This window comes from Hyphomicrobium sp. ghe19, from assembly GCF_902712875.1.
Taxonomy (GTDB): Bacteria; Pseudomonadota; Alphaproteobacteria; order Rhizobiales; family Hyphomicrobiaceae; genus Hyphomicrobium_B.
The window spans coordinates 4,560,533-4,581,379 of sequence record NZ_LR743509.1 but is presented as its reverse complement, the minus strand read 5'-3'; the positions used below and the strand labels follow the sequence as shown (position 1 = coordinate 4,581,379).

The window sequence follows — 20,847 nt, the reverse complement described above, 5'->3', positions numbered from 1 at the left end:
TAAGCATACTCTTGGCTAAAAATGCTTGTTTGTCAAAGCCTGAGCGCAAAAATGATCGGTGTTCGTTAACCGTCGATCGCGACGCGCTCCTTTTCCGCGAACTGGAGCAAGGACATGCGGACGTCTTTCGCACCTTCTTTCAAAAGTCCGTCGATGTAGGCCGTCGCCTTGGCGGCATCGAGCGACAGCACCATCGACTTGATCGGACCGATGGAAGCCGGCGCCATCGACAATGAACGGAAGCCGAGCGCGATGAGCGTCATCGCCTCGAGCGGACTTCCCGCCATCTCGCCGCAGAGCGTAACCGGCACGTTGTAGCCGTGCGCTGTCGTGATGAGCGTTCTGAGCGCCCTGAGCGGTGCTGGCGCCAGCACGTCGAAGCGGCTCGCGACGCGCGCGTTGGTACGGTCGGAAGCAAACAGGAACTGCATCAGATCGTTGGACCCGACCGACACGAAATCGACCCGCGTCAGAAAAGCGTCGAGTTCAAACAGGAGCGCCGGAACCTCGAACATTGCGCCGACGAGCACCGCCTCCGGAAGCGGATGCCCATGCTCGGTCAGAAACGCCTTTTCCCGCTCGATCAGCGCCCGGATGGCGCCGAGTTCATAGCTCGCAGACACCATCGGGATCATGACGCGAAGCTCGCGCCCGGCCGCAGCCTTGAGCAGCGCGCGCATCTGGAGCCGGAAAAGCTCAGGCCGGTCGAGCGCCATTCGGATCGCACGCCAGCCCATGGCCGGGTTTTCTTCCTTCGGCTGGCGAAGGTACGGAAGAACCTTGTCGCCGCCGACGTCGAGCGTACGGAAGACAACGGGCTTGCCGGCCGCTTCGTCGATAACGGATCGGTAAAGCTGCGTCTGCCGGTCGAGGCGCGGAAAAGATTCCGACAGCATGAACTGCAGCTCGGTACGATAGAGCCCGATCCCGTCGGCGCCGGATTCATCCAGATGAGGCATGTCGACCAAAAGACCGGCATTCATCATCAAGGTGATCGGAACGCCGTCCTTGGTGATTGCCGGGCGGTCGCGCAACGACTGAAAACGCTTCTGCCGGCGCGCGCGGAACCGCACCTTGTCGGAATATGCGGAAATGAGTTCCGGCGTCGGGCGAAGGTGAACTTCGCCCGTGACGGCATCGACGATCGCGGCATCTCCGGCGTAAACCCTGTCGACGATCCCAGTCGCCTGCCCGATCGCAGCAATGCCGAGCGCCTTCGCGACGACCGCGACATGGCTCTGGCTCGACCCGTCTTCGACGACGAGCCCCCTGAGGCGGCTTCGATCGTAATCGAGCAGCTCCGCCGGCCCCATCGTCCGCGCAACGAGGATCGTATCGGGCGGGAGACCGCCATCGTCCTCGGAACTCTTGAGACGCCCGGCAAGCACGCGCAGCAGCCGGTCGGAGAGATCGTCGAGATCGCGCTGGCGCTCCCGCCAGTACGTATCGTGCTGGCGCAGCATGCGCGTGCGCATGGCGTTTTGAACGCGCTCGACGGCAGCCTCGGCCGTCAAGCCGCCTTCGACGGCTTCGCGCAAACGGCGATGCCACCCTTTGTCATGGGCGAACATGCGATAGGCTTCGAGCACATCGCGGTGCTCGCCGACGTTCGACAGGTGCTCCTGCTCGAACATTTCGTCGATATGTTTTTGCAGCTTGTCGAGAGCCAGATCGAGACGCTCGAGTTCGATGGCGGGATTTTCCGCCAGCAGCTGCGTGACGACGATGCGCGGCTCGTGCAGCACCACATGGCCAAGCGCGATGCCGTCCGACAGTGGCTCGCCTTCGATCACACCCGGCTGCGAACGCGATGCTTCGATGGACGCGACGGTGCCCGCGACAGCGCCGGAAACGAGGTTCTCCGCGATCACCATCGCGGTCGCCTGCAGCACCTCGACGTCCTCGTCGGAATATTCCCTCGGCGTCCGGTTCTGAATGACGAGCACGCCGAGAACTTGCCCCGAACGCGAAATCGGCACAGCGAGGAGGGAGTGATAAATCTCTTCGCCCGTCTCCGGCCTGTAGGAGAACGCCGGATGGTTCGAAGCCTCCGGCTCGTTTACCGTTACGCCGAGCTCCGACGCGCGCCCGACCAGGCCCTCGCCGCGCTTCAGACGGGTTGTATGGACCGAATCGGGATTGAGGCCTTCCGACGCGAAAAGCTCGAGCGAGCCGTCCTGACGCTTGAGATAGATCGAGCAGACCTCGGCGACCATGACGCCGGCGATCTGGCGGACGATACGGTCGAGCTTCTCCTGCCCCTCGCCGCCATCCGCCATGATCTCGCGCAAATGGCGCATGATCACCCGGAGCGAGGTTTCGCTCGGTAGGGGTCTCGGATCGTCGCGCCGCGCTATCATAACCTTGCCAACCGTCCCGCCGGCAGACTGCTGCCGCAGATTGTTTCATATCCGCAAAGAGACGGGGCTTGGAAGTGCGCCCGTCTAATCGTTGTCGAGGCCGTAGGCGGAATGCAACGCGCGAACGGCAAGCTCAGCATACGCCGCTTCGATCAATACACTGACTTTGATCTCGGACGTCGAAATGGCGTGAATGTTGATGCCCTTCTCCGAGAGCACCTTGAACATCTGCGCCGCGACGCCTGCGTGGCTGCGCATCCCGACGCCGATGACGGAAATTTTCACGATGTCGGCTGAGCTCTTGATATCGAAATGGCCGATGTCGGCCTTGGCCTTCTTCAAAACGTCGATCGCGCGCGCAAGCTCGGCCGCCTGAACGGTAAACGTCATGTCCGTATGTTTGCCGTCGGCGCCGACGTTCTGGACGATCATGTCGACGTTGATGTTCGCGTCTGCGAGCGGCCCGAAAATCCGTGCGGCGACGCCCGGTTTATCGTCGACCTTGAGCAGGGTAACCTTGGCCTCGTCCTTCGCATAGGCGATGCCGCTCACGACTTGCTGTTCCACGATCTCATCCTCGTCGCATACGATAGTGCCGATATCTTCGATATTGTCTGGGCTGAAGGCCTTCATGCCATCGGGCGCGACAAAGCTCGAAAGAACGCGTGTTCTGACTTTGTAGACCATCGCCAGCTCGACGGAACGGGTTTGCAGTACCTTCGATCCGAGCGACGCCATCTCGAGCATTTCTTCATACGAGATCTTGGCGAGGCGCTTCGCCTTGGGAACGATGCGCGGGTCCGTCGTATAAACACCGTCCACGTCGGTATAGATGTCGCACACGTCGGCTTCGAGCGCGACGGCAATCGCAACGGCGCTCGTATCGGAGCCGCCGCGGCCGAGCGTCGAAATCCGCTTCTCGAGCGGCTCTATTCCCTGAAAGCCGGTAACGACCGCGATTTCACCGCCCTCGATGGCCTTTTTGATCTGAGCGCCCGGAATTTCGGTGATGCGCGCCGAGCCGTGGGCTGCATTCGTCTTCACCGGAACTTGCCAGCCGGTCCACGAGCGCGCCCTGAGGCCCATGCCCTGAAGCGTGATCGCGAGAAGCCCGGCGGTCACTTGCTCGCCGGTCGCGACGACGGCGTCGTATTCCCGGACATCGTAAAGGGGAGACGCATCCTTGACCCAGGCCACGAGCTGGTTCGTCACCCCCGACATGGCCGAAACGACGACGGCAACCTTGTTGCCGGCATCGACCTCGCGCTTCACGTGGCGAGCGACATTTTGAATCCGTTCGATATTGGCGACGGAAGTACCGCCAAATTTCATAACAACCGTCGCCATCGGCGAAGCGCTTTCCCTGAGCAAACCCGCTCGGACCCGGATAGGGGCCAAACGCGTAATGAGATTTGGATTGAGTCCGGCGCTTCTTAACCGCTCGCGCGCCCCCCTGCAACTGCCCTCGGCCTGGCAGGCCAAAACCAGGCCGAATTGGACAATCCCTTGACAATACGAGCGCCCGGCTCACGAGTAAGGCTTAAGACCGGAGAGGATAATGACCGCACCGCAACAATCTGGAGCCCCAAGATCTGGAGACGGCGACCGAACGCTCGATAGCGAAGAGGTCGAGCGTTTTTCGCGCCTCGCGAGCGAATGGTGGAACCCCACGGGGAAATTCCGGCCCCTTCATCAGATCGGCCCCCCACGCCTCTCGTTCATCCGCGATTCGGCCGTCGCACAGTTCGGCCGCGACGCCAAAGCCCTGAGGCCGCTATCCGGGCTGACGGCGATCGACATCGGCTGCGGCGGCGGCCTTGTCGCCGAACCCTTGGCGCGCATGGGCGCAACCGTGACCGCCATCGATCCCTCGGAACGCAATATCGCAATCGCCAAGTCGCACGCCGACCCGCAGGGCCTGACAATCGATTACCGCGCAGCCCGCGTCGAAGACCTCGTCGCCGAAGGCCGCTTATTCGATATCGTCGCATGCCTCGAAGTCGTCGAGCACGTTCCGGACCCCGCGAAGTTCGTCGCCGAATGCGCGGCCTTGGTCGCGCCCGGCGGCATCGCCGTTTTCTCCACACTCAACCGGACGCTCAAGGCCTGGGCTCTCGCCATCGTCGGCGCTGAGTATGTTCTCGGCTGGCTGCCGCGCGGCACCCATCAATGGGACCGCTTCATCACGCCCGAAGAGCTCGGACAATATGTCAGGGCGGCCGGCTTGGCCGACACGAACTTCGAAGGCATCACGTATAATCCGCTGCGGGACGTGTGGACGCGAAATCCAGATACCGGCGTCAATTATCTGATGTCGGCACGAAAACCCCACCCGGCCTGATCGAGTACGCAACGGCATTGAGCACGGCGCAGCTTCTTGAGGGGACGGCCATGTTTCCAATCGGCGACGACGACTCGACGGTCGGCACCACACCGGTCGTCACGTACGCCCTGATAGTGGCCAACATCCTTTTCTTTTTGGTCGAACTGAGCAGCGGCGACCAATTCGTCGAGAAGTGGGCGTTCATTCCGAGCCACTTCAGTCAAAGCCCGGCGACAGAATGGCCGACGATCTTCACCGCCATGTTCATGCATGGCGGCTGGATGCACCTCTTCGGCAACATGCTCTATCTCTACATCTTCGGCGATAACGTCGAGGACAACTTCGGACCGGTAAAATACCTCGCCTTCTATTTGACCGCCGGCGTCGCCGCGACGTTCGCCCAATATGTCTTCAATGAAGGCTCGAACATCCCGAACGTCGGCGCCTCCGGCGCAATTGCGGGCGTGCTCGGCGCCTACATTCTGATGTTTCCAAAATCACGTGTGGACGTGCTCGTCATTCGCCAAGTCATCTCGATGCCGGCGATGGTCGTCATCGGCTTCTGGATCGTCCTGCAGCTCCTCAGCGGCGTCGGCTCCGTGGCGGACACCGAGACGGCCGATACCGGAGGCATCGCGTACATGGCTCACGTCGGCGGCTTTGCTGCGGGTTTCGTAATCGCCTTGCTGTTCAGAAAGCGCGGCGGTCCCTCGCAAACGGCGTGACGCGCCGGAGAGACGCGCCCGGAAAGACGCGTCGGAAAAAAGCGAACGAGCCGGAACCAGGTTCCAGCTCGCTCGAAACTTTCAAAGCATTTGAAATCTAGCGACGCGTCACTGCTTCCGCAAAGCCCGCTCTCGCATCGGCTTCAAAACCAAGAGCGCGAGAACGGCCGCCAGGATATTCATTCCCGCTGCCGCGTAGAACACCGCGTGCCAGCTTCCCGTCGATTTCGTCAGGATGCTGGAGAACGGCACGAGTAGGGCTGCCGTTCCCTTCGCCGTGTAGAGAAGGCCTGCGTTCGTCGTCGCGAATTTCGAGCCGAACGTATCGCCGCACGTCGCCGGGAAGAGGCTGTAGATTTCACCCCACGCGAAGAACACGAGGCCAGTCAACAGCACGAACATGAACGGATCATGCCCATAGTGGCCGAGCGCGAGAATGCCGATGCCCTCGATGCCGAAGGCGATGAACATCGTCTGCTCACGTCCGATCTTGTCCGAGACCCAGCCGAAGAACGGTCGCGTCACGCCGTTGAGAATGCGATCGAGAGAGAGCGCAAACGTCAACGCCGGCAACGTAATGCCGAGAAGCGAAACCGGAACGTCCGCAACCTTGAAGTCCTTAGCGATGGGCGCGAGCTGCGCCGTGGCCATCAACCCGCCGGCCGCCATCATAACGAACATCGCATACATGACCCAGAAGATCGGCGACTTCAGCATCTCCAACGGTGAGAATGATCGCTGCGCCGAAACCAGCGTCGTTGGCCGGGCTGCGAGCGTCTCCTTCGGCGGCGATCTGAGCAGGAACGATGCAATCACGATGACGACGGACTGCAGAATTCCGAAATAGAGAAAGGCCGCTTCATATCCGTCAGCGGCGATGACCTTCGAGATCGGAATGATTGTCAGTGCAGACCCCATTCCGAAGCCTGCGGCCGTCACGCCCGCCGCAAGGCCGCGCCGGTCGGGAAACCATTTGAGCGCGTTTCCAACGCACGTGCCGTAAACCGCGCCCGCGCCGATGCCGCCGATCGCCTGTGCGACGTAGAGCATCATGAGCGAGTCCGCGTATGAGTTCATCGCCCACGAAATGCCGACCATGATGCCGCCGAACAGCACGAGCGGCCGCGGCCCGAACTTGTCTTCGAGATAGCCTTCGAATGGAATGAGCCACGTCTCCGTCAGAACGAAGATCGTGAATGCCCATTGGATCGCCGCCAGCTCCCAACCGAACTTGGTAGCCATCGGATTGACGAACAGCGTCCAACCGTATTGCAGGTTGGCGATCATCGTCATGCACAGCACGCCAAGAAGCAGCTGCAGCCAGCGCTTCGACGACGGCGCCGCGACACTTGAGGCGGGAGCGCTCGTCTCCGCTTGAATAGTCATAGTGTGGGCCTTCCCTCAGGCTTGTAATTCTTTTTGATTTCGCACTAAAAGCGCTCCGCACATAAATCGTGAAATATCGCGCTCGACAAGTGGAGCGTTGACGCGAACCGGCAACAAAGTTTTTGCTGCGCTGCGTAATACGTGAAGGACGAGGTTCAATGAAAATTTGTGTCGTCGGTGCAGGTGGTATCGGCGGCCTGCTTGCCGCACGCCTCGCGCAGTCCGGCGAAGAGGTCACCGTCATCGCTCGCGGGCCCCATCTTGCCGCGATCCGCGCGAATGGACTGAAGCTGATCGAAGAGGACGGACGCGAAAACATCTCTCGCATCGCTGCGACAGATAAAATCGCGGACGTGAGCGAACAGGATCTGGTCATCCTCGGAATGAAGGCACATCAGGTCGCAGCCGTCGTTCGCGATCTTCCCGCGATGTATGGTCGCGACACCGCCGTGCTCACCGCACAGAACGGAATTCCCTGGTGGTATTTCTTGCGCGTCAGCGGACCGCACGAAGGCCGGCGCCTCGAAAGCGTCGATCCCGGCGGCATCATCGCCGACAATCTGCCGGCCGAACGCGTGCTTGGCAGCGTCGTTTATCCGGCTGCTGAGATAACCGAGCCCGGCGTTATTAAGCATATCGAAGGCAACCGCTTCTCGATCGCCGAAATCGACAATTCGAAAACTGAACGCATAGTGCGTATTTCCGAGGCGTTGCAGAAAGCGGGCTTCAAAGCCCCCGTCGCAGGCGATATCCGCGCCGAGATCTGGACGAAGCTCTGGGGGAACCTGAGCTTCAATCCGATCAGCGCCCTCACACATGCTACTCTTGAGGATATCTGCAAATTCCAGCCGACGCGGGACGCGGCCGCACGCCTCATGCGCGAAGCCCAATCCGTCGGCGAAGCTCTGGGCGTTCGCTTCCGAATTCCCTTGGAGAAACGCATTGCGGGAGCCGAGGCTGTCGGCCCGCACAAGACGTCGATGCTTCAGGATATCGAGGCAGGCCGCGGCATCGAAGCCGATGCGCTGATTGGCTCCGTCATCGAACTAGGCCAGATCGCCAACGTCCCGACCCCGCAAATCGAGACGGTTTACGCCTGCGTGAAGCTGCTTGCGGCGACGCTCGCACGCGATGGCGGCCGCCTGAGAATCGAAAAAGCCTGAGTTGAAAAAAGCGTGACGACGCCTTCAAATGGCGACGCACTGGAGACACGAGTAACAAAATGACAACGAGCGCGACACTTCACGACCTTCTCAAAGCAGGCGATGACCAGGCCCCGGCGATCAGAGCTTCGGGCGCCGAACCACTCACATATGCGGGCTTTCGCACGCTCATTCTGAGAACGATCGCTCGCTTGAACGAGTTCGGGATAGGCCGCGGAGACCGTGTCGCGATCGTACTTCCGAATGGCCCGGAAATGGCGACGGCCTTCGTTGCAACCGCGTCGGCCGCGACCGCTGCGCCGCTCAACCCGGGATATCGCGCCGACGAGTTCGACTTCTACATGTCGGACATCAACACGAAAGCGCTCATCGTTGAGGAAGGCAGCACCTCGCCCGCGGTCGGCGTCGCCGAAAAGCGCGGCATCACCATCATCACGCTCAAGTCCGATCCCGCGCACGGCGCGGGCGCATTCACGCTTTCGACTGCTGCCGCCGGCCGCGAACAGCCTGATCGGCCCGGCCCGGCAGATAGCGACGATACCGCGCTGATCCTCCACACGTCCGGCACCACGTCTCGTCCCAAGATCGTGCCGCTGACGCACGGCAACGTCGCGGCGTCCGCGTCCAACATCGCGGCGGCACTGAACCTCGCGGCCGACGATCGCGCGCTCAACATAATGCCGCTCTTCCACATTCACGGACTGATCGCGGGCGTACTCGCGCCGCTGTCGCGCGGTGGCTCGATCTTCTGCACGCCCGGCTTCAATGCCCTCAAATTCTTCTCGGCAATGGAAGAGGCCGCGCCGACTTGGTACACAGCGGTCCCGACCATGCATCAGGCGATCGTCGGCCGCGCCAACCACAATCGCGAAACGATTGCGCGACATAAGCTGCGCTTCATTCGCTCGTCCTCGTCGTCGCTGCCGCCGCAAGTCATCACCGAACTCGAAGCCGCATTCGGCGCGCCCGTCGTCGAAGCGTACGGCATGACCGAAGCGTCGCACCAAATGGCGTCGAACCCGATCGGTGGCGTACGGAAACCCGGCACCGTCGGCATCGCCGCCGGACCCGAGGTTGCCATTATGGACACCAACGGCAATTTGCTCGGAGCCGGCGAAGTCGGCGAGATCGTCATCCGCGGCGACAACGTCACCGCCGGATACGAGAACAATGACAAGGCGAACGGCGAAGCCTTCACCAACGGCTGGTTCCGCACCGGCGACCAGGGCACCATCGATGCCGACGGTTACATCACTATCACGGGCCGATTGAAGGAAATCATCAATCGCGGCGGCGAGAAGGTATCGCCGCGCGAGGTCGACGAAGTTCTAATGGATCATCCGGCCGTCTTGCAGGTCGTCACGTTTGCCGTGCCGCACGACAAACTCGGCGAGGATGTCGCCGCGGCCGTCGTTCTGCGGGAAGGCCAGGAAGCAACCGAGCGCGAGCTGCGTGACTTCGCCGGCGAGCGCTTGGCGAACTACAAGGTGCCGCGCAAGATTCTGCTTCTGCCGGAAATCCCGAAAGGTGCGACGGGCAAGCTGCAGCGCATCGGCTTGGCGCAGAAGCTCGGCCTCGCCTGAGACAGGCTGCCGCCCACAAACTGACAAACAAAAACGCGCCCAGCTAACAGCCGGGCGCGTTTTTCATGACGGTAGTGATCGAAGAAACTTAGCGATCAGTCGACTCGAGCTGACGGCTCATCGCCAGCGCCAGCAGCGTAACGACGGCGCCTGAGAGCAGATACCCGCCAGCCGCCATCAGACCGAATTGGCTCGACAGATAAAGCGCGACGAACGGCGCAAACCCAGCGCCGACGAGCCAGGCAAGGTCCGTCGTCAACGCCGATCCCGTGTAGCGATAAGCCTTCGAGAAATTCGAGGCCACCGCGCCCGACGACTGCCCGAACGACAAGCCGAGCAGGATGAAGCCGGACACCATGAAGATGACTTCGCCGACGTCGCCGCCGTTGAGAAGCTGCGGCGCGAACCCGCTGAAGGCGGCAATGGCAGCCGCCGTCGCGGACAGCAGATTTCTGCGGCCAACGCGATCGGCCACATACCCGGAGAGCACGATGGTCACGAGACCGACGACAGCACCGATGAGCTCGATGACGAGAAAGCGCGATGGGCTCTGATCCGTGTAAAGGAAGACCCACGAAAGCGGGAACACCGTGACCATGTGAAAGAGCGCAAAGCTCGCGAGCGGTGCGAACGCACCGATGACGATATGCACGCCCTCGACGCGGATCGTCTCTCCGATGGGCTTCGGCTCGAGTTCACGCTGCTCGAAGTGCTGCGTGTATTCCGGCGTCACCACCATGCGAAGCCGCGCGAAGAGCGCAACGACGTTGATCGCGAACGCAACGAAGAACGGATAGCGCCAGCCCCAATCGAGGAAATCTTCCGACGAAAGGTTGGCAGCAAAATAGGCAAAGAGAGCAGCTGCGACCATCAAGCCGAGCGGCGCGCCAAGTTGCGGGATCATCGCGTACCAGCCGCGGCGCTTTTCAGGCGCGTTAAGCGCTAGCAGTGCGGGAAGTCCATCCCATTCGCCGCCGAGAGCAAGGCCCTGGCCGATGCGGAAAGCCGCGAGAAGAAACGCCGATGCCCAGCCGATTTGTTCGTAGCCGGGAAGGAACGCGATCGCGACGGTCGAGCTGCCGAGCAAGAACAGCGTGATGGTCAGCTTCACGCCCTTACCGTAGGCGCGATCGATGCCCATGAAGATGACGGTGCCGATCGGGCGGGCCACGAAAGCGAGCGCGAAAATCGCGAACGAATAAAGCGTGCCGGTCAGCGCATCGAGATGCGGAAAAACGAGCTTGGGAAAAACGAGGACTGACGCAATGGCGTAGACGAAGAAGTCGAAAAACTCCGAGGTCCGGCCGATGATGACCCCGATGGCGATCTCGCCGGGATTAACATCTCCGTGACGGGCATTCACGATTCTCGCGTCCCGTTCGAACGTGGCTGAGGCTCCACTCATCGGCCGTAATTGCTCCTTGAACCATGCCCAGCTCTGCGCGCAAAGCGACCGCGAGCCTCTTCGTAGCTTCTTGTCCCGGTCCCAACCGCGAGGGCATTGGGCAAATTGTCCAATGTGCCGGATGCCGCAGCGTCTCTCCCGAGCGCCATTCGCCTTTCCGGATCAGGACCTTGCCAGGGTAGACTGAGGTTCGGCATGTGTTGAGGGGCGGGCTGCTACGCAGATACCCCGGCGGCGTGACGTTAGCTCCCGCGACCGTCGTGCATGAACTTGTGGAGCCCCGCTCGGGCCCTGGAAAAATCGTCACCCTACTTTCCGGACGCGCGTTTTCCACTTCCTGGCCCGCCCGTACCGGGAATGGGCGGCGCCGGACCGAGCTGATAGCCGGCCGGTCCATCTTTCAAAAACTCGCGGTGATGAGAATTCGGCCGATCAATCGGGACGACCGGCGTCGTCTTGTAGGACTTCTCGGCTTCTTTCTGGATCCGAACGCTTTCGGGCTCCGCATCCCCATAAGCGATCATGCTGAACGCGCCGAGCCCGAGAATAGCTACCGCGGCCGCAATGCAGCCGCTGACGTACGGTATTGTCATCCTAAAGCTCCTCAAGCTCTCGGAAGCACTCCCCGCCGCGGACTCAAAATATGCCGGATCGCGTGAAATTCCAGATTATTCGGCCGTTCCGCGAATGCTCTATGTCGAATGATCGTAGGTCCGCGACGCCTCGATGCGGAACCTAGTTCAAAAACTTATTCACAAAGGATCAACCACTTTTCGACATTTCACTGCCAACACACTGAAAAATCGTACTAAGTTTCCATCATAATCAGTTCAAACAATTTGTATTCCTGATGCTTCATGTCAAAACTCACTGATCCCCCCGATGGCAGCGAAAGACCTTCGATGAGCTATTCGCTCATGCTAACGCTGCTTTGCGCCGTCCTCGTCGGCTTGGCCACTTGGACCATCTTCCTGATCCGCTGACGCAAATACGGCCAGCCTTGCAGCCTGATCCGGATTCCCCATGTAAATGAGGCGGGTGGGACCATGCGTGACGATGAATTATGAGGCTGAAAATGAAAAAACCAATCCTCGCCGTCGCGGCGGCGCTGGTTGTTGTTGCGCCGGTCTGGGCGCAAACGGCATCAGGTCAGACGTCTGGAGGATCGGACGTGATCATCCGCACACCGCCGAGCACCGTGAATAGCGGCGATAGAAATGTCGGCTCGCCTGCCCCGACCTACCCGGACCGCCTGAGGAACTACACCAATCCATCGATTTACAACACGCGGCCCGGCGGCGTCCAAAGCGGTGGTGTCGGCGGCCAGCGTCGTTAGCCGCATGACACTCGCAAAGATTACGCGAAGCACTTTCTTGATCTGAGTCTAATTTCGGATTTTTTCTGAATTGCTCGTCGCGATGAAATAGATCAGCCTGCGAACGATCGCGAACGATGATGTGCACTGAAAAGTCGCCCTCGCCTTAGCCGTTCATTAAGTTCGCGCAGGCGACACTGTTTCCGAATAGCGGTGCGAGGTGCAATGTAGCCGCGACTTTTCCGCCGGTGAAGGTGAACGCGTGATACCTCGCGCGCTCGGATACCGAGGCTAAAGCATGGATACCACCGCGGCATCTGCCCTGGCCATCGACTTGGCGCGTTTCCAGTTCGCATTCACCATCTCGTTCCACATCATCTTTCCTGCACTCTCCATCGGGCTCGCAAGCTATCTCGTGGTGCTGGAAGGTCTTTGGCTGTGGACTGAGCAAGCCAAATACCGCGAACTCTATCAGTTCTGGGTGAAGGTATTTGCGATCGCTTTTGCCATGGGCGTCGTGTCGGGCATCGTCATGGCGTACCAGTTCGGAACCAATTGGAGCGTTTTCTCGACCTTCGCCGGTCCGGTCACAGGCCCTCTCCTCGCGTATGAGGTTCTCACCGCGTTCTTCCTCGAAGCGGGCTTCCTCGGCGTTATGCTTTTCGGCTGGCAAAAAGTCGGCCCCGGCATTCATTTCTTCGCGACCATCATGGTCGCAGTCGGAACGTTGATTTCGACACTCTGGATTCTCGCGTCCAACAGTTGGATGCAAACGCCCGCGGGCTTCACGGTGGTCGACAACCAAGTCGTTCCCACCGATTGGCTGAAAGTCGTCTTCAATCCGTCATTCCCATACAGGCTCGCGCACATGACGGTCGCGGCGTACTTGGCGACGGGACTGCTCGTCGGCGCCTCTGCCGCATGGCACCTTCTGAGGGGCCGGCAGACGCCCGCCATACGCACGATGCTCTTGATGGCGATGGGACTGGTTTTGGTGCTGACGCCGATCCAGATGTTCATCGGCGATCAGCACGGCCTCAACACGCTCGAATACCAGCCGGCCAAGGTGGCGGCTATTGAAGGCCATTGGGTGAACATTCCCGGCGAGAGCGTCCCGCTCATCCTGTTCGGCTGGCCGGACATGTCGGAGGAAAAAACGCTTTACGCTGTCGAAGTCCCTTATCTCGGCAGCTTGATCTTGACCCATAAACTGTACGGCGAGATCCCGGGACTGATGCAGTTTCCGCGGGACGATCGACCAAACGCGACGGCGGTATTCTGGACGTTCCGCATCATGGTCGGCCTCGGCATGCTCATGCTCGCGCTCGGCCTCTGGGGCCTGTGGCTGTGGTGGAAGTCCGAGTTGTACACATCGAAATCCTTCCTCCGTTTCGCTTTGTGGATGGGACCGGCGGGACTGATCGCCATTCTGGCAGGTTGGATAACGACCGAGATGGGTCGGCAGCCCTGGGTCGTCTACAATGTCATGCGCACGGCGGTCGGCGCATCGAACCATTCCGTTCTCCAACTTTCGATCTCGCTGATCGTTTTCATCGTTTTATATTGCCTCGTCTTCGGCATAGGCCTCGCCTACATGCTGAAAATCATTGCGCGAGGTCCGGACGAAGGCGCGGGCCCCGCCGCCGGCTCCATCGATGAGCCTTTCCGTCGTCCCGCCCGCCCGATTTCCGGTGCCGAAAGCGACGGTGTTGTTCCGTCAGCGCCAGGGAATTGACAGCCATGGGCATCGATCTTCCGCTCATCTGGGCACTGATCATCGGCTTCGGCCTGGTGATGTACGTCATCATGGATGGCTTCGATCTGGGTGTCGGAATTCTCTTCCCGTTCGTCCCCGCCCGCTCCGATCGCGATTTGATGGTGAACTCCGTCGCGCCGATATGGGACGGCAATGAGACGTGGCTGGTGCTCGGCGGCGCGGGTCTCCTAGCAGCCTTTCCGGTCGCCTATTCGGTCGTTCTGACGGCCCTCTACCTGCCGATCATCGCAATGCTCGCCGGTCTCATCCTTCGTGGCGTCGCCTTCGAATTCCGTTTGAGCGCCGAACGGACGCCGAGACACACATGGGATACGTTGTTTTCCTTTGGCTCCTATCTCGCGACCTTTTCACAAGGTGTCGTCCTCGGCACGTTCATCAAGGGCTTCGAGGTAACCAACCGCGCTTATACGGGAGGACCGTTCGACTGGCTGACGCCGTTCAGCATCTTCACGGGACTGGCCTTGCTCTTCGCCTACGCGCTTCTCGGGGCAACATGGCTGATCATCAAGACCGAGGGCCCCTTACAGGAGCGCATGCGCGCGCTCGCGCGCCCGATCATCATCACACTCTTCGCGGCGATCGTCATCGTCAGCATCTGGACGCCCATCGAGCATCCGGCGATTGCGGAACGCTGGTTCTCGTTACCCAACATCATCCTGTTTTCGCCGGTACCGGTTCTCGTCGTCTTGGCGACGCTCGCATTGCTATGGGCGGTACAGCGAGATTCCCACGGGCTGCCATTTGTGCTCGCGCTGGCCTTGATCTTCCTGGGCTATAGCGGCTTGGTCATCAGCCTGTGGCCCAACATACTTCCGCCGTCGATATCGATCTGGGAAGCAGCATCGCCCCCACAGAGCCTTGGCTTCACGCTCGTTGGAGCGCTCTTCATAATTCCCTTCATCCTCATGTACACGGCTTGGGCCTACAGCGTGTTTCGCGGCAAGGTGAAAGCTGGAGAGGGCTACCATTGAAGCCGGGCGCTCCCAGCGGGCGTTCGGTACGCGGAACGCGTGTCGCCCGCGCCGAAGATGCCGAAATGGAGAAGCCTTCGTGGCTCAGCCGCATCGGCTGGCTTGTTCTGATCTACGCTGGGGGCGTCGCCGCGGTCGGTGTCGCCGCGGTTCTTATTCGAATGCTCATGTCAGCCGCCGGCATGACCGTGCCACACTGACAATCCGTTTGCTGAATCTGCCGTTTGCGGAATTGGATGCACGGCCGAACAAACGCGCGAACGCGCGAGATGCGCTAACGCTGGCGTTCAGCCAATGGGCGCACCAGATGCGCGAAATCACCCGTCACGCGCTCGTAGATTTCGCGCTTGAACGGCACGATCAGTTTCGGCACCGAGTCGAGCGGCGCCCAGCGCCACGTATCGAACTCGGCTTTCGTACCCTCCTTCGGCGATATATCGATTTCGCTATCGTCTCCGAGGAAACGCATCGCGAACCATTTCTGCCGTTGGCCGCGATACCGGCCCTTGAGCGCGATGCCGAGCAAGCTGTCGGGAAGCTCGTAGGTCAGCCACTCCGGATGCTCGCCGATCACTTCGGCGCTTGTAACGCCAGTTTCCTCGCGAAGCTCTCTGAGAGCCGCAAGCCGCGGCGCTTCGAACTTCTCGATACCACCCTGGGGCATTTGCCAGATGTATGCCTGATGATCTCCCGCCCACTTGGGACGGCGACGGCCAACCCACACCAAGCCCTCACGATTGAGCAGCATGATGCCGACACACGTCCGGAACGGAAGCGCATGATGCGAGAGGCTCGGAAGATCAGGCAGCAAAGTCATTAGCTGGGCCTGTGGATAACTTGACGCGAGTTTGCGCTATGATTCGTCTATCGTACAGAAAATCATAGCAGTCTTATGACATTAGACTGTCACATAGGGGGCAAACGCCACAAGCCGCATTTTTGGGCAGCTTTCTGAAGGCGGGAAGGTACTTTCATCAGCCGCCCTCGCCGCGCGCGAGCGGAGCGAACTCGGCGAGGACATCCCGGTAGACCTCCCGTTTGAACGGCACGATGAGATCGAGAAGATCGTCGGCCGGCGCCCAACGCCAAGCCACGAATTCAGGCTCTCCCTTAGGAGGCATGATGTTGATTTCGCTGTCATCTCCGGTGAAGCGGAAGGCGAACCATTTCTGCTTCTGCCCGCGATATTTACCGCCCCATGCGATGCCGATGAGATTGTCGGGGAGATCGTAGGTCAGCCATTTCGATAGCTCACCAATCTGTTCGGCCGAGACGATCGCTGTTTCCTCGAAAAGCTCGCGACGGGCAGCCGTCGCCGGATCTTCGCCCGGATCGATGCCGCCTTGGGGCATCTGCCACCACGTCCCGCGTCCCTCGGCGTCGCCGGGGATGTCGGCGCGCCGGCCAACCCATACGAGGCCGTCGCGATTGATGACCATGAGGCCGACGCAGGGACGGTATCCAAGCTCGTCCGCTGCGGCCTTCTTCAATTTATCCGGCACTGCCTGCCCCTTATTGAATAGAGCCCAACAAAATGAAGGGCGCCGAATGGGCGCCCTTCAAACCCTAACCTCTGCAGGTCGCTTTAGTTCGGCGTGACCTTCTTGTCATCGTCGGACGGAACCGGAGCCTTGTTGTTCGATCCGGACGACGGCCCGGTCGTGGTCGGCGCAGGCGACGGCGTTGCGCTGGACGTCTCCGGACCCTTAGCGGTGCCGTGCAGGAAGTTGATCGCGTACTGCAACTGCGTGTCCTTGTCGGCATCCTTGGCGACGTAGGACGACGAACCCGACGGTTCAGCCAGATCGTCATCCTTCGTCTGGTCGGTGCCGTCAGGATTCTTCAGATGGCCGCGAAGGCTCGCTTCGCCGCGCGGCTTCTCGGCGGCGATCTTGTCCTTCATGTCATCCGGCACGGCTTCCTCGACGTTGATATCCGGCTCGATGCCCTTGGCTTGGATCGACCGGTTCGACGGCGTGTAGTAACGAGCCGTGGTCAAGCGGATTGCACCGTTGGCGCCGAGCGGAATGATCGTCTGGACCGATCCCTTGCCGAACGACCGCGTGCCGATGACCGTCGCACGCTTATGATCCTGCAAAGCACCCGCAACGATTTCCGAAGCCGACGCCGAGCCGCCGTTGATCAGGACGACGAGCTTCTTGCCGTCCGAGATATCGCCCGGACGAGCGTTCGCCCGCTGCGTTTCCTCGTTGTTGCGGCCCTTGGTGAGAACGATGGCGCCCTGCTCGAGGAAGTCATCCGACACCGCGATGGCCTGATCGAGGAGACCGCCCGGGTTGTTGCGCAGATCGATGATGTAACCCTTGATGTTGGGCCCGATCTGCTTGTCGAGAGTTTCGACGGCTTTCACCAGGTTGGCATGTGTCTGCTCGTTGAAGGTCGTAACCTTCACGTAGCCGATATCGCCTTCGGCACGCGACTTGACGGCGTTGATGCGGATCACGTCGCGCACGACTTTCACGTCGAACGGCTCATCCTTGCCCTTGCGCACGACCGTCAGCATGATCGGCGTATTGACCGGACCGCGCATCTTCTCGACGGCCTGTTCGAGCGTCAGGCCGGAAATCGCTTCGTTATCGAGATGGGTGATGAGATCGTTCGCCATCAGGCCGGCCTTGGCGGCGGGCGTGTCGTCGATGGGCGAAACGACCTTGATGACGCCGTTCTCCATGGTGACTTCGATTCCGAGGCCACCGAATTCGCCGCGCGTCTGAACCTGCATATCCCGGAAATTCTTCGGGCTCATGTACGATGAATGCGGATCGAGGGATGCGAGCATGCCGTTGATCGCCGCTTCGATGAGCGCGGTATCGTCGGGCTTTTCGACGTAATCGGAGCGAACCCTCTCGAGAACGTCGCCGAAGAGATCGAGCTGCTTATAGAGCTCGGAATTTTGCGACGCGGTCGCCGAGTACGTCTGAGTGACGTTCAGCAGCGTGGTCGCGCCGGCCAAACCTGTCATCAACAGGAATGTCCAGAATGCATAGTCAGTCTTGCGCATTAGCCTTGTACCTTCTGCTGACCTGATGCCCACCAGGGATCGGGATCTATAGGACGCCCATCTTTACGAAGTTCAACATATAAAACAGGTCCGCTAACAGGCGCGGGCGAGGAATTCTTTTGCCCACCGCTCATAGTGCCGACAGGCTCGGCAGTCAGCACGAACTGTCCCGGCTGGACGTCGATCTGCGATAGACCCGCGAGCAGCACATGATAGCCGTCGCCCGCGTTAATGATCAAGAGTTGGCCGTAGCTGCGGAATTCTCCCGCGTAGACAACCCAGCCATCACACGGTGATGTCACCTGCGCCGAAGCCCGCGTTTCGATGACCATGCCTTTCGACTGGCCGCCAAATTGGGTGCGCTCGCCAAACGTCAAAGCGCGCCGCCCTTGGGCCGGCAAAGGCAGTTTGCCGCGAGCGTCCGAAAACGGAATAGCAGGTTTGATTCGGCCCGGGCTGCCGGTGATGAGCGATGATCCGCCAGGAGCGAGTTCGACCATGGCCACTTTCGAGCCGCTTCCGCCGGCGGGGCTCGGAGCCGCCGGCGCAAGGTCGGCTTCGGGCGCGGAAACTTTCGTCAGCCCGCCGACGGGGATCGCCTTCACCTGCGGAGCGGCTGCCGGCGATTTGAGGGCCGGGTTGGTCGCGACATTGCTGGCAAGCGTTCCTGGTGCTGCCGGCTTCGCGTTATCGCCATCCTGCTCGGGCGGCGGAGGCTTGATGATCTGCGGTCCGGCCGGCTGAGTCTGTCCTTGCGACGCGTCAGCGACATGCCGTGCCTTGAGTTCGTCGTTGTAAGCGCCGAGCCCTGTCTTCTCCGTCACGGTCGTATCGAGACGGTTGATCAGTTCCGACAGGTTAGTGACGCTCTTCGTGATTTCGGCGGTCGCGACACGAACCGACGCTAGCTCCGACTGGCGATCGGCGAGCGTCAGCTTTTTGACTTCCATGAGGCTGGCGAGACGGGTGCGCGCTTCGTTGAGGCGGTCCGTTTCAGCCTGCAGCCTCGCGCCCTCGGTGCGAATATTACCCATCACGCGCTGCAAATCAGCGAGCTGCGTTCCGAGCGTAACCGCTTGGTCTTTCAGATCCGGAAACGCCGACGACAGCAGCATCGCGCTCCGCACCATCTTCAGAGCATCCTCGCGCCGCGTCACGAGGACCGGCGGCGGATTGCGCCCCATGCGTTGCAATGCGGTCAGCAATCCTGAGATCTGCCCATGCCGCTGGGCGAGAGAGCCCTGCACGACACGCTCCTGCTCTTCAAGCTCCGAAAGGCGCCCCTCGATCGACGTCATCTGCGCTTCGCTGCGCTGAATGAGGCCCGCCGTTTCGACGAGGCGGCCGTTCAGCCGCTCGCGTTCGGCGCCGAGCTGCACGACGTCGGACTGGATCGTCAGCTCTTTGGCGGCATTGGCATCGAGTTCGCGTTTCTTTTCTTCAAGCACCTTGCGCGCGGTGCCCGGATCGGAAGGCAGAGCGTCCTCCGCATAGAGAGGACCAAGCGGAGCGACGGCAAGCGACAGCATCAGTGCGCCGGCCAGTCCCGCACGTGCGCCCACGCCATTAAGGCGAGGCCGTCCACTGCGCGACGACGATAGGTTCTTTGACACGAGACCTCGGCTCATTGGGCGCACATCGCAGGGTGTGCACGATTTGGGACGACCCGAACCGAGCGCGCGAATGATGCGGCGGAAAAATTAAGGGATTTACTGCGGAGAGCAAATTTCAAATGCGTAATGCTTCGCAGGCCGTACCCTGTCCGGGCTGGCCGCACACCTGTAAGGACTGTCGGTTTAACCACATGAACATTGCTCATCCCAGGTGGAAGGCGTAAGCAAAATCTCAAATCACGGTTCGGATGTAGGTAATGCAAACTATTCTCTATCATGCCACTACGATTGCTGTTTTTGCCGTACTCATCGTGTTGCTGTTCGGCTTCTGGAACATGATGAAGGGCAAAAACCCCAATCTGAGCCAGAAGCTCATGCGGTGGCGCGTTGGCCTCCAGTTTGTGGCAATCCTTATTATTCTTGCCTACGTCTTTGTGACCCACTAATGGCGGGCCGCCTGCCACAGGCGCTGACGCTTTTGTCCTGCATGAGCCAAACCAGGTTTTCGCACCAATGGTCGTACTCAATCGCATTTATACCAAAACCGGCGATGCCGGGACGACGGCGCTAGGGACGGGCGAGCGCGTTCCGAAGACGTCTCCCCGTATAGCGGCATACGGCACCGTCGATGAAACGAATGCCGTCATCGGCGTTGCGCGCACCCAATTGGCGGGCGAACAGCCGGACGTGGATGCAATGTTACTTCGCGTCCAGAACGATCTCTTCGATCTGGGCGCCGATCTCTGTGTGCCGGATCGAGGCCAAAAGCTTTCGTACGAGCCGCTGCGCATCTCGGACGCGCAGGTGACGCGACTAGAAGGCGAGATCGATCAAATGAATTCCGAACTCGAACCTTTACGTTCGTTCGTTCTACCAGGAGGCAGCCCGGTTGGCGCGGCACTTCACGTCGCACGGACGGTTTCGCGCAGGGCCGAACGGAAAATGGTCGAACTGGCCGCCCTCCCCGACGAGCCGGTGAGCGCACCCGCCCTCAAATACATTAACAGGCTCTCCGACTTCCTTTTCGTCGCAAGCCGCTACGTCAACGATCGGGGCAAAAGCGATATCCTGTGGGTACCCGGTAAGAACCGGTGACAGGAGCCGATGACCGAAGGGCAATAATCCGAGAGACCCGCCAATCCCTTCTCCGGTAGCCTGAAATGTCCTCAAAACTTTAGGACACCGCGACGCACGCGCCGATTGA

General features: G+C 60.5%; 20 protein-coding genes. 11 read left to right on the top strand and 9 right to left on the bottom strand.

Features of this window, described 5'->3' with window-relative positions; genetic code table 11:
* Positions 1 to 65 precede the first annotated feature (65 nt).
* Both ptsP and AACL53_RS21820 read right to left on the bottom strand, forming a co-directional pair.
* Positions 66 to 2,360 carry a phosphoenolpyruvate--protein phosphotransferase gene (gene ptsP / locus AACL53_RS21825; RefSeq protein WP_339086796.1) on the bottom strand — a complete coding sequence of 765 codons (2,295 nt, stop codon included), beginning with the start codon at positions 2,358 to 2,360 and terminating at the stop codon, positions 66 to 68.
* 84 nt (positions 2,361 to 2,444) lie between these two features.
* The gene (locus tag AACL53_RS21820; RefSeq protein WP_339086795.1) at positions 2,445 to 3,707 is read right to left on the bottom strand and encodes an aspartate kinase; all 1,263 of its coding nucleotides are present in this window, start codon (positions 3,705 to 3,707) and stop codon (positions 2,445 to 2,447) included.
* A gap of 211 nt (positions 3,708 to 3,918) precedes the next feature.
* Here AACL53_RS21820 and ubiG point away from each other — a divergent pair, with 211 nt between their 5' ends.
* On the top strand, positions 3,919 to 4,701 hold the full coding sequence (gene ubiG / locus AACL53_RS21815) for a bifunctional 2-polyprenyl-6-hydroxyphenol methylase/3-demethylubiquinol 3-O-methyltransferase UbiG (RefSeq protein ID WP_339086794.1): 783 nt from the start codon (positions 3,919 to 3,921) through the stop codon (positions 4,699 to 4,701).
* A 50-nt stretch (positions 4,702 to 4,751) separates the two neighbouring features.
* Positions 4,752 to 5,408 (top strand): rhomboid family intramembrane serine protease, encoded by a 657-nt coding sequence (locus AACL53_RS21810; protein WP_339086793.1) that lies wholly within the window; start codon positions 4,752 to 4,754, stop codon positions 5,406 to 5,408.
* Between the two features lie 108 nt (positions 5,409 to 5,516).
* Here the strand turns inward: AACL53_RS21810 and oxlT are convergent, their stop codons facing one another.
* Positions 5,517 to 6,794, bottom strand: coding sequence for an oxalate/formate MFS antiporter (oxlT, locus tag AACL53_RS21805; RefSeq protein WP_339086792.1), 1,278 nt, complete (start codon positions 6,792 to 6,794; stop codon positions 5,517 to 5,519).
* A 158-nt stretch (positions 6,795 to 6,952) separates the two neighbouring features.
* Here oxlT and AACL53_RS21800 point away from each other — a divergent pair, with 158 nt between their 5' ends.
* Together AACL53_RS21800 and AACL53_RS21795 are read left to right on the top strand one after the other, a co-directional pair.
* Positions 6,953 to 7,957: a ketopantoate reductase family protein gene (locus tag AACL53_RS21800; RefSeq protein WP_339086790.1), complete on the top strand. Its 1,005-nt coding sequence runs from the start codon at positions 6,953 to 6,955 to the stop codon at positions 7,955 to 7,957.
* A gap of 59 nt (positions 7,958 to 8,016) precedes the next feature.
* Positions 8,017 to 9,540 carry an acyl--CoA ligase gene (locus AACL53_RS21795; RefSeq protein ID WP_339086789.1) on the top strand — a complete coding sequence of 508 codons (1,524 nt, stop codon included), beginning with the start codon at positions 8,017 to 8,019 and terminating at the stop codon, positions 9,538 to 9,540.
* Positions 9,541 to 9,628: 88 nt separating this feature from the next.
* Here the strand turns inward: AACL53_RS21795 and AACL53_RS21790 are convergent, their stop codons facing one another.
* Positions 9,629 to 10,945 carry an MFS transporter gene (locus AACL53_RS21790; RefSeq protein WP_339086788.1) on the bottom strand — a complete coding sequence of 439 codons (1,317 nt, stop codon included), beginning with the start codon at positions 10,943 to 10,945 and terminating at the stop codon, positions 9,629 to 9,631.
* Between the two features lie 308 nt (positions 10,946 to 11,253).
* The gene (locus AACL53_RS21785; protein WP_339086786.1) at positions 11,254 to 11,538 is read right to left on the bottom strand and encodes a hypothetical protein; all 285 of its coding nucleotides are present in this window, start codon (positions 11,536 to 11,538) and stop codon (positions 11,254 to 11,256) included.
* A gap of 264 nt (positions 11,539 to 11,802) precedes the next feature.
* On the opposite strand from AACL53_RS21785, the gene AACL53_RS21780 reads away from it, so the two are divergent.
* From AACL53_RS21780 to AACL53_RS21760, 5 genes are all read left to right on the top strand, one after another.
* Complete coding sequence (locus AACL53_RS21780; RefSeq protein ID WP_339086785.1) at positions 11,803 to 11,928, top strand: hypothetical protein; 126 nt, start codon at positions 11,803 to 11,805, stop codon at positions 11,926 to 11,928.
* A gap of 92 nt (positions 11,929 to 12,020) precedes the next feature.
* Positions 12,021 to 12,281, top strand: a complete 261-nt coding sequence (locus AACL53_RS21775) for a hypothetical protein (protein WP_339086783.1) — start codon at positions 12,021 to 12,023, stop codon at positions 12,279 to 12,281.
* Between the two features lie 277 nt (positions 12,282 to 12,558).
* Positions 12,559 to 13,995 (top strand): cytochrome ubiquinol oxidase subunit I, encoded by a 1,437-nt coding sequence (locus AACL53_RS21770; protein ID WP_339086782.1) that lies wholly within the window; start codon positions 12,559 to 12,561, stop codon positions 13,993 to 13,995.
* Between the two features lie 5 nt (positions 13,996 to 14,000).
* Positions 14,001 to 15,008: a cytochrome d ubiquinol oxidase subunit II gene (gene cydB / locus AACL53_RS21765; RefSeq protein ID WP_339086781.1), complete on the top strand. Its 1,008-nt coding sequence runs from the start codon at positions 14,001 to 14,003 to the stop codon at positions 15,006 to 15,008.
* A 65-nt stretch (positions 15,009 to 15,073) separates the two neighbouring features.
* Positions 15,074 to 15,208 carry a DUF2474 family protein gene (locus AACL53_RS21760; protein ID WP_339086780.1) on the top strand — a complete coding sequence of 45 codons (135 nt, stop codon included), beginning with the start codon at positions 15,074 to 15,076 and terminating at the stop codon, positions 15,206 to 15,208.
* A gap of 74 nt (positions 15,209 to 15,282) precedes the next feature.
* Here the strand turns inward: AACL53_RS21760 and AACL53_RS21755 are convergent, their stop codons facing one another.
* From AACL53_RS21755 to AACL53_RS21740, 4 genes are all read right to left on the bottom strand, one after another.
* Positions 15,283 to 15,825 (bottom strand): RNA pyrophosphohydrolase, encoded by a 543-nt coding sequence (locus tag AACL53_RS21755; RefSeq protein ID WP_339086778.1) that lies wholly within the window; start codon positions 15,823 to 15,825, stop codon positions 15,283 to 15,285.
* 157 nt (positions 15,826 to 15,982) lie between these two features.
* Positions 15,983 to 16,510, bottom strand: a complete 528-nt coding sequence (locus AACL53_RS21750) for an RNA pyrophosphohydrolase (protein ID WP_339086776.1) — start codon at positions 16,508 to 16,510, stop codon at positions 15,983 to 15,985.
* Between the two features lie 83 nt (positions 16,511 to 16,593).
* Entirely contained in the window at positions 16,594 to 18,030 is a 1,437-nt protein-coding gene (locus AACL53_RS21745) for a S41 family peptidase (RefSeq protein ID WP_339086774.1), read from the bottom strand.
* A complete protein-coding gene (locus AACL53_RS21740; RefSeq protein WP_339086772.1) occupies positions 18,030 to 19,643 on the bottom strand; it encodes a peptidoglycan DD-metalloendopeptidase family protein in 1,614 nt (537 codons plus the stop codon). The genes AACL53_RS21745 and AACL53_RS21740 overlap by 1 nt, the downstream gene beginning before the upstream one ends.
* 257 nt (positions 19,644 to 19,900) lie before the next feature.
* On the opposite strand from AACL53_RS21740, the gene AACL53_RS21735 reads away from it, so the two are divergent.
* Positions 19,901 to 20,089, top strand: coding sequence for a twin transmembrane helix small protein (locus AACL53_RS21735; RefSeq protein ID WP_092869055.1), 189 nt, complete (start codon positions 19,901 to 19,903; stop codon positions 20,087 to 20,089).
* Positions 20,090 to 20,156: 67 nt separating this feature from the next.
* Positions 20,157 to 20,738: a cob(I)yrinic acid a,c-diamide adenosyltransferase gene (locus AACL53_RS21730; protein ID WP_092869054.1), complete on the top strand. Its 582-nt coding sequence runs from the start codon at positions 20,157 to 20,159 to the stop codon at positions 20,736 to 20,738.
* Positions 20,739 to 20,847: the final 109 nt, after the last annotated feature.

Bases quoted from the DNA above. Each gene is read 5' to 3' on its own strand.
- AACL53_RS21800 (WP_339086790.1), top strand. From the start codon at position 6,953: ATGAAAATTTGTGTCGTCGGTGCAGGTGGTATCGGCGGCCTGCTTGCC.
- AACL53_RS21820 (WP_339086795.1), bottom strand. From the start codon at position 3,707: ATGGCGACGGTTGTTATGAAATTTGGCGGTACTTCCGTCGCCAATATC.
- AACL53_RS21780 (WP_339086785.1), top strand. From the start codon at position 11,803: ATGTCAAAACTCACTGATCCCCCCGATGGCAGCGAAAGACCTTCGATG.
- AACL53_RS21775 (WP_339086783.1), top strand. From the start codon at position 12,021: ATGAAAAAACCAATCCTCGCCGTCGCGGCGGCGCTGGTTGTTGTTGCG.
- AACL53_RS21745 (WP_339086774.1), bottom strand. From the start codon at position 18,030: ATGCGCAAGACTGACTATGCATTCTGGACATTCCTGTTGATGACAGGT.
- oxlT (WP_339086792.1), bottom strand. From the start codon at position 6,794: ATGACTATTCAAGCGGAGACGAGCGCTCCCGCCTCAAGTGTCGCGGCG.
- AACL53_RS21790 (WP_339086788.1), bottom strand. From the start codon at position 10,945: ATGAGTGGAGCCTCAGCCACGTTCGAACGGGACGCGAGAATCGTGAAT.
- AACL53_RS21785 (WP_339086786.1), bottom strand. From the start codon at position 11,538: ATGACAATACCGTACGTCAGCGGCTGCATTGCGGCCGCGGTAGCTATT.
- AACL53_RS21755 (WP_339086778.1), bottom strand. From the start codon at position 15,825: ATGACTTTGCTGCCTGATCTTCCGAGCCTCTCGCATCATGCGCTTCCG.
- AACL53_RS21760 (WP_339086780.1), top strand. From the start codon at position 15,074: ATGGAGAAGCCTTCGTGGCTCAGCCGCATCGGCTGGCTTGTTCTGATC.
- cydB (WP_339086781.1), top strand. From the start codon at position 14,001: ATGGGCATCGATCTTCCGCTCATCTGGGCACTGATCATCGGCTTCGGC.
- AACL53_RS21795 (WP_339086789.1), top strand. From the start codon at position 8,017: ATGACAACGAGCGCGACACTTCACGACCTTCTCAAAGCAGGCGATGAC.
- ubiG (WP_339086794.1), top strand. From the start codon at position 3,919: ATGACCGCACCGCAACAATCTGGAGCCCCAAGATCTGGAGACGGCGAC.
- AACL53_RS21730 (WP_092869054.1), top strand. From the start codon at position 20,157: ATGGTCGTACTCAATCGCATTTATACCAAAACCGGCGATGCCGGGACG.
- ptsP (WP_339086796.1), bottom strand. From the start codon at position 2,360: ATGATAGCGCGGCGCGACGATCCGAGACCCCTACCGAGCGAAACCTCG.
- AACL53_RS21810 (WP_339086793.1), top strand. From the start codon at position 4,752: ATGTTTCCAATCGGCGACGACGACTCGACGGTCGGCACCACACCGGTC.
- AACL53_RS21735 (WP_092869055.1), top strand. From the start codon at position 19,901: ATGCAAACTATTCTCTATCATGCCACTACGATTGCTGTTTTTGCCGTA.
- AACL53_RS21770 (WP_339086782.1), top strand. From the start codon at position 12,559: ATGGATACCACCGCGGCATCTGCCCTGGCCATCGACTTGGCGCGTTTC.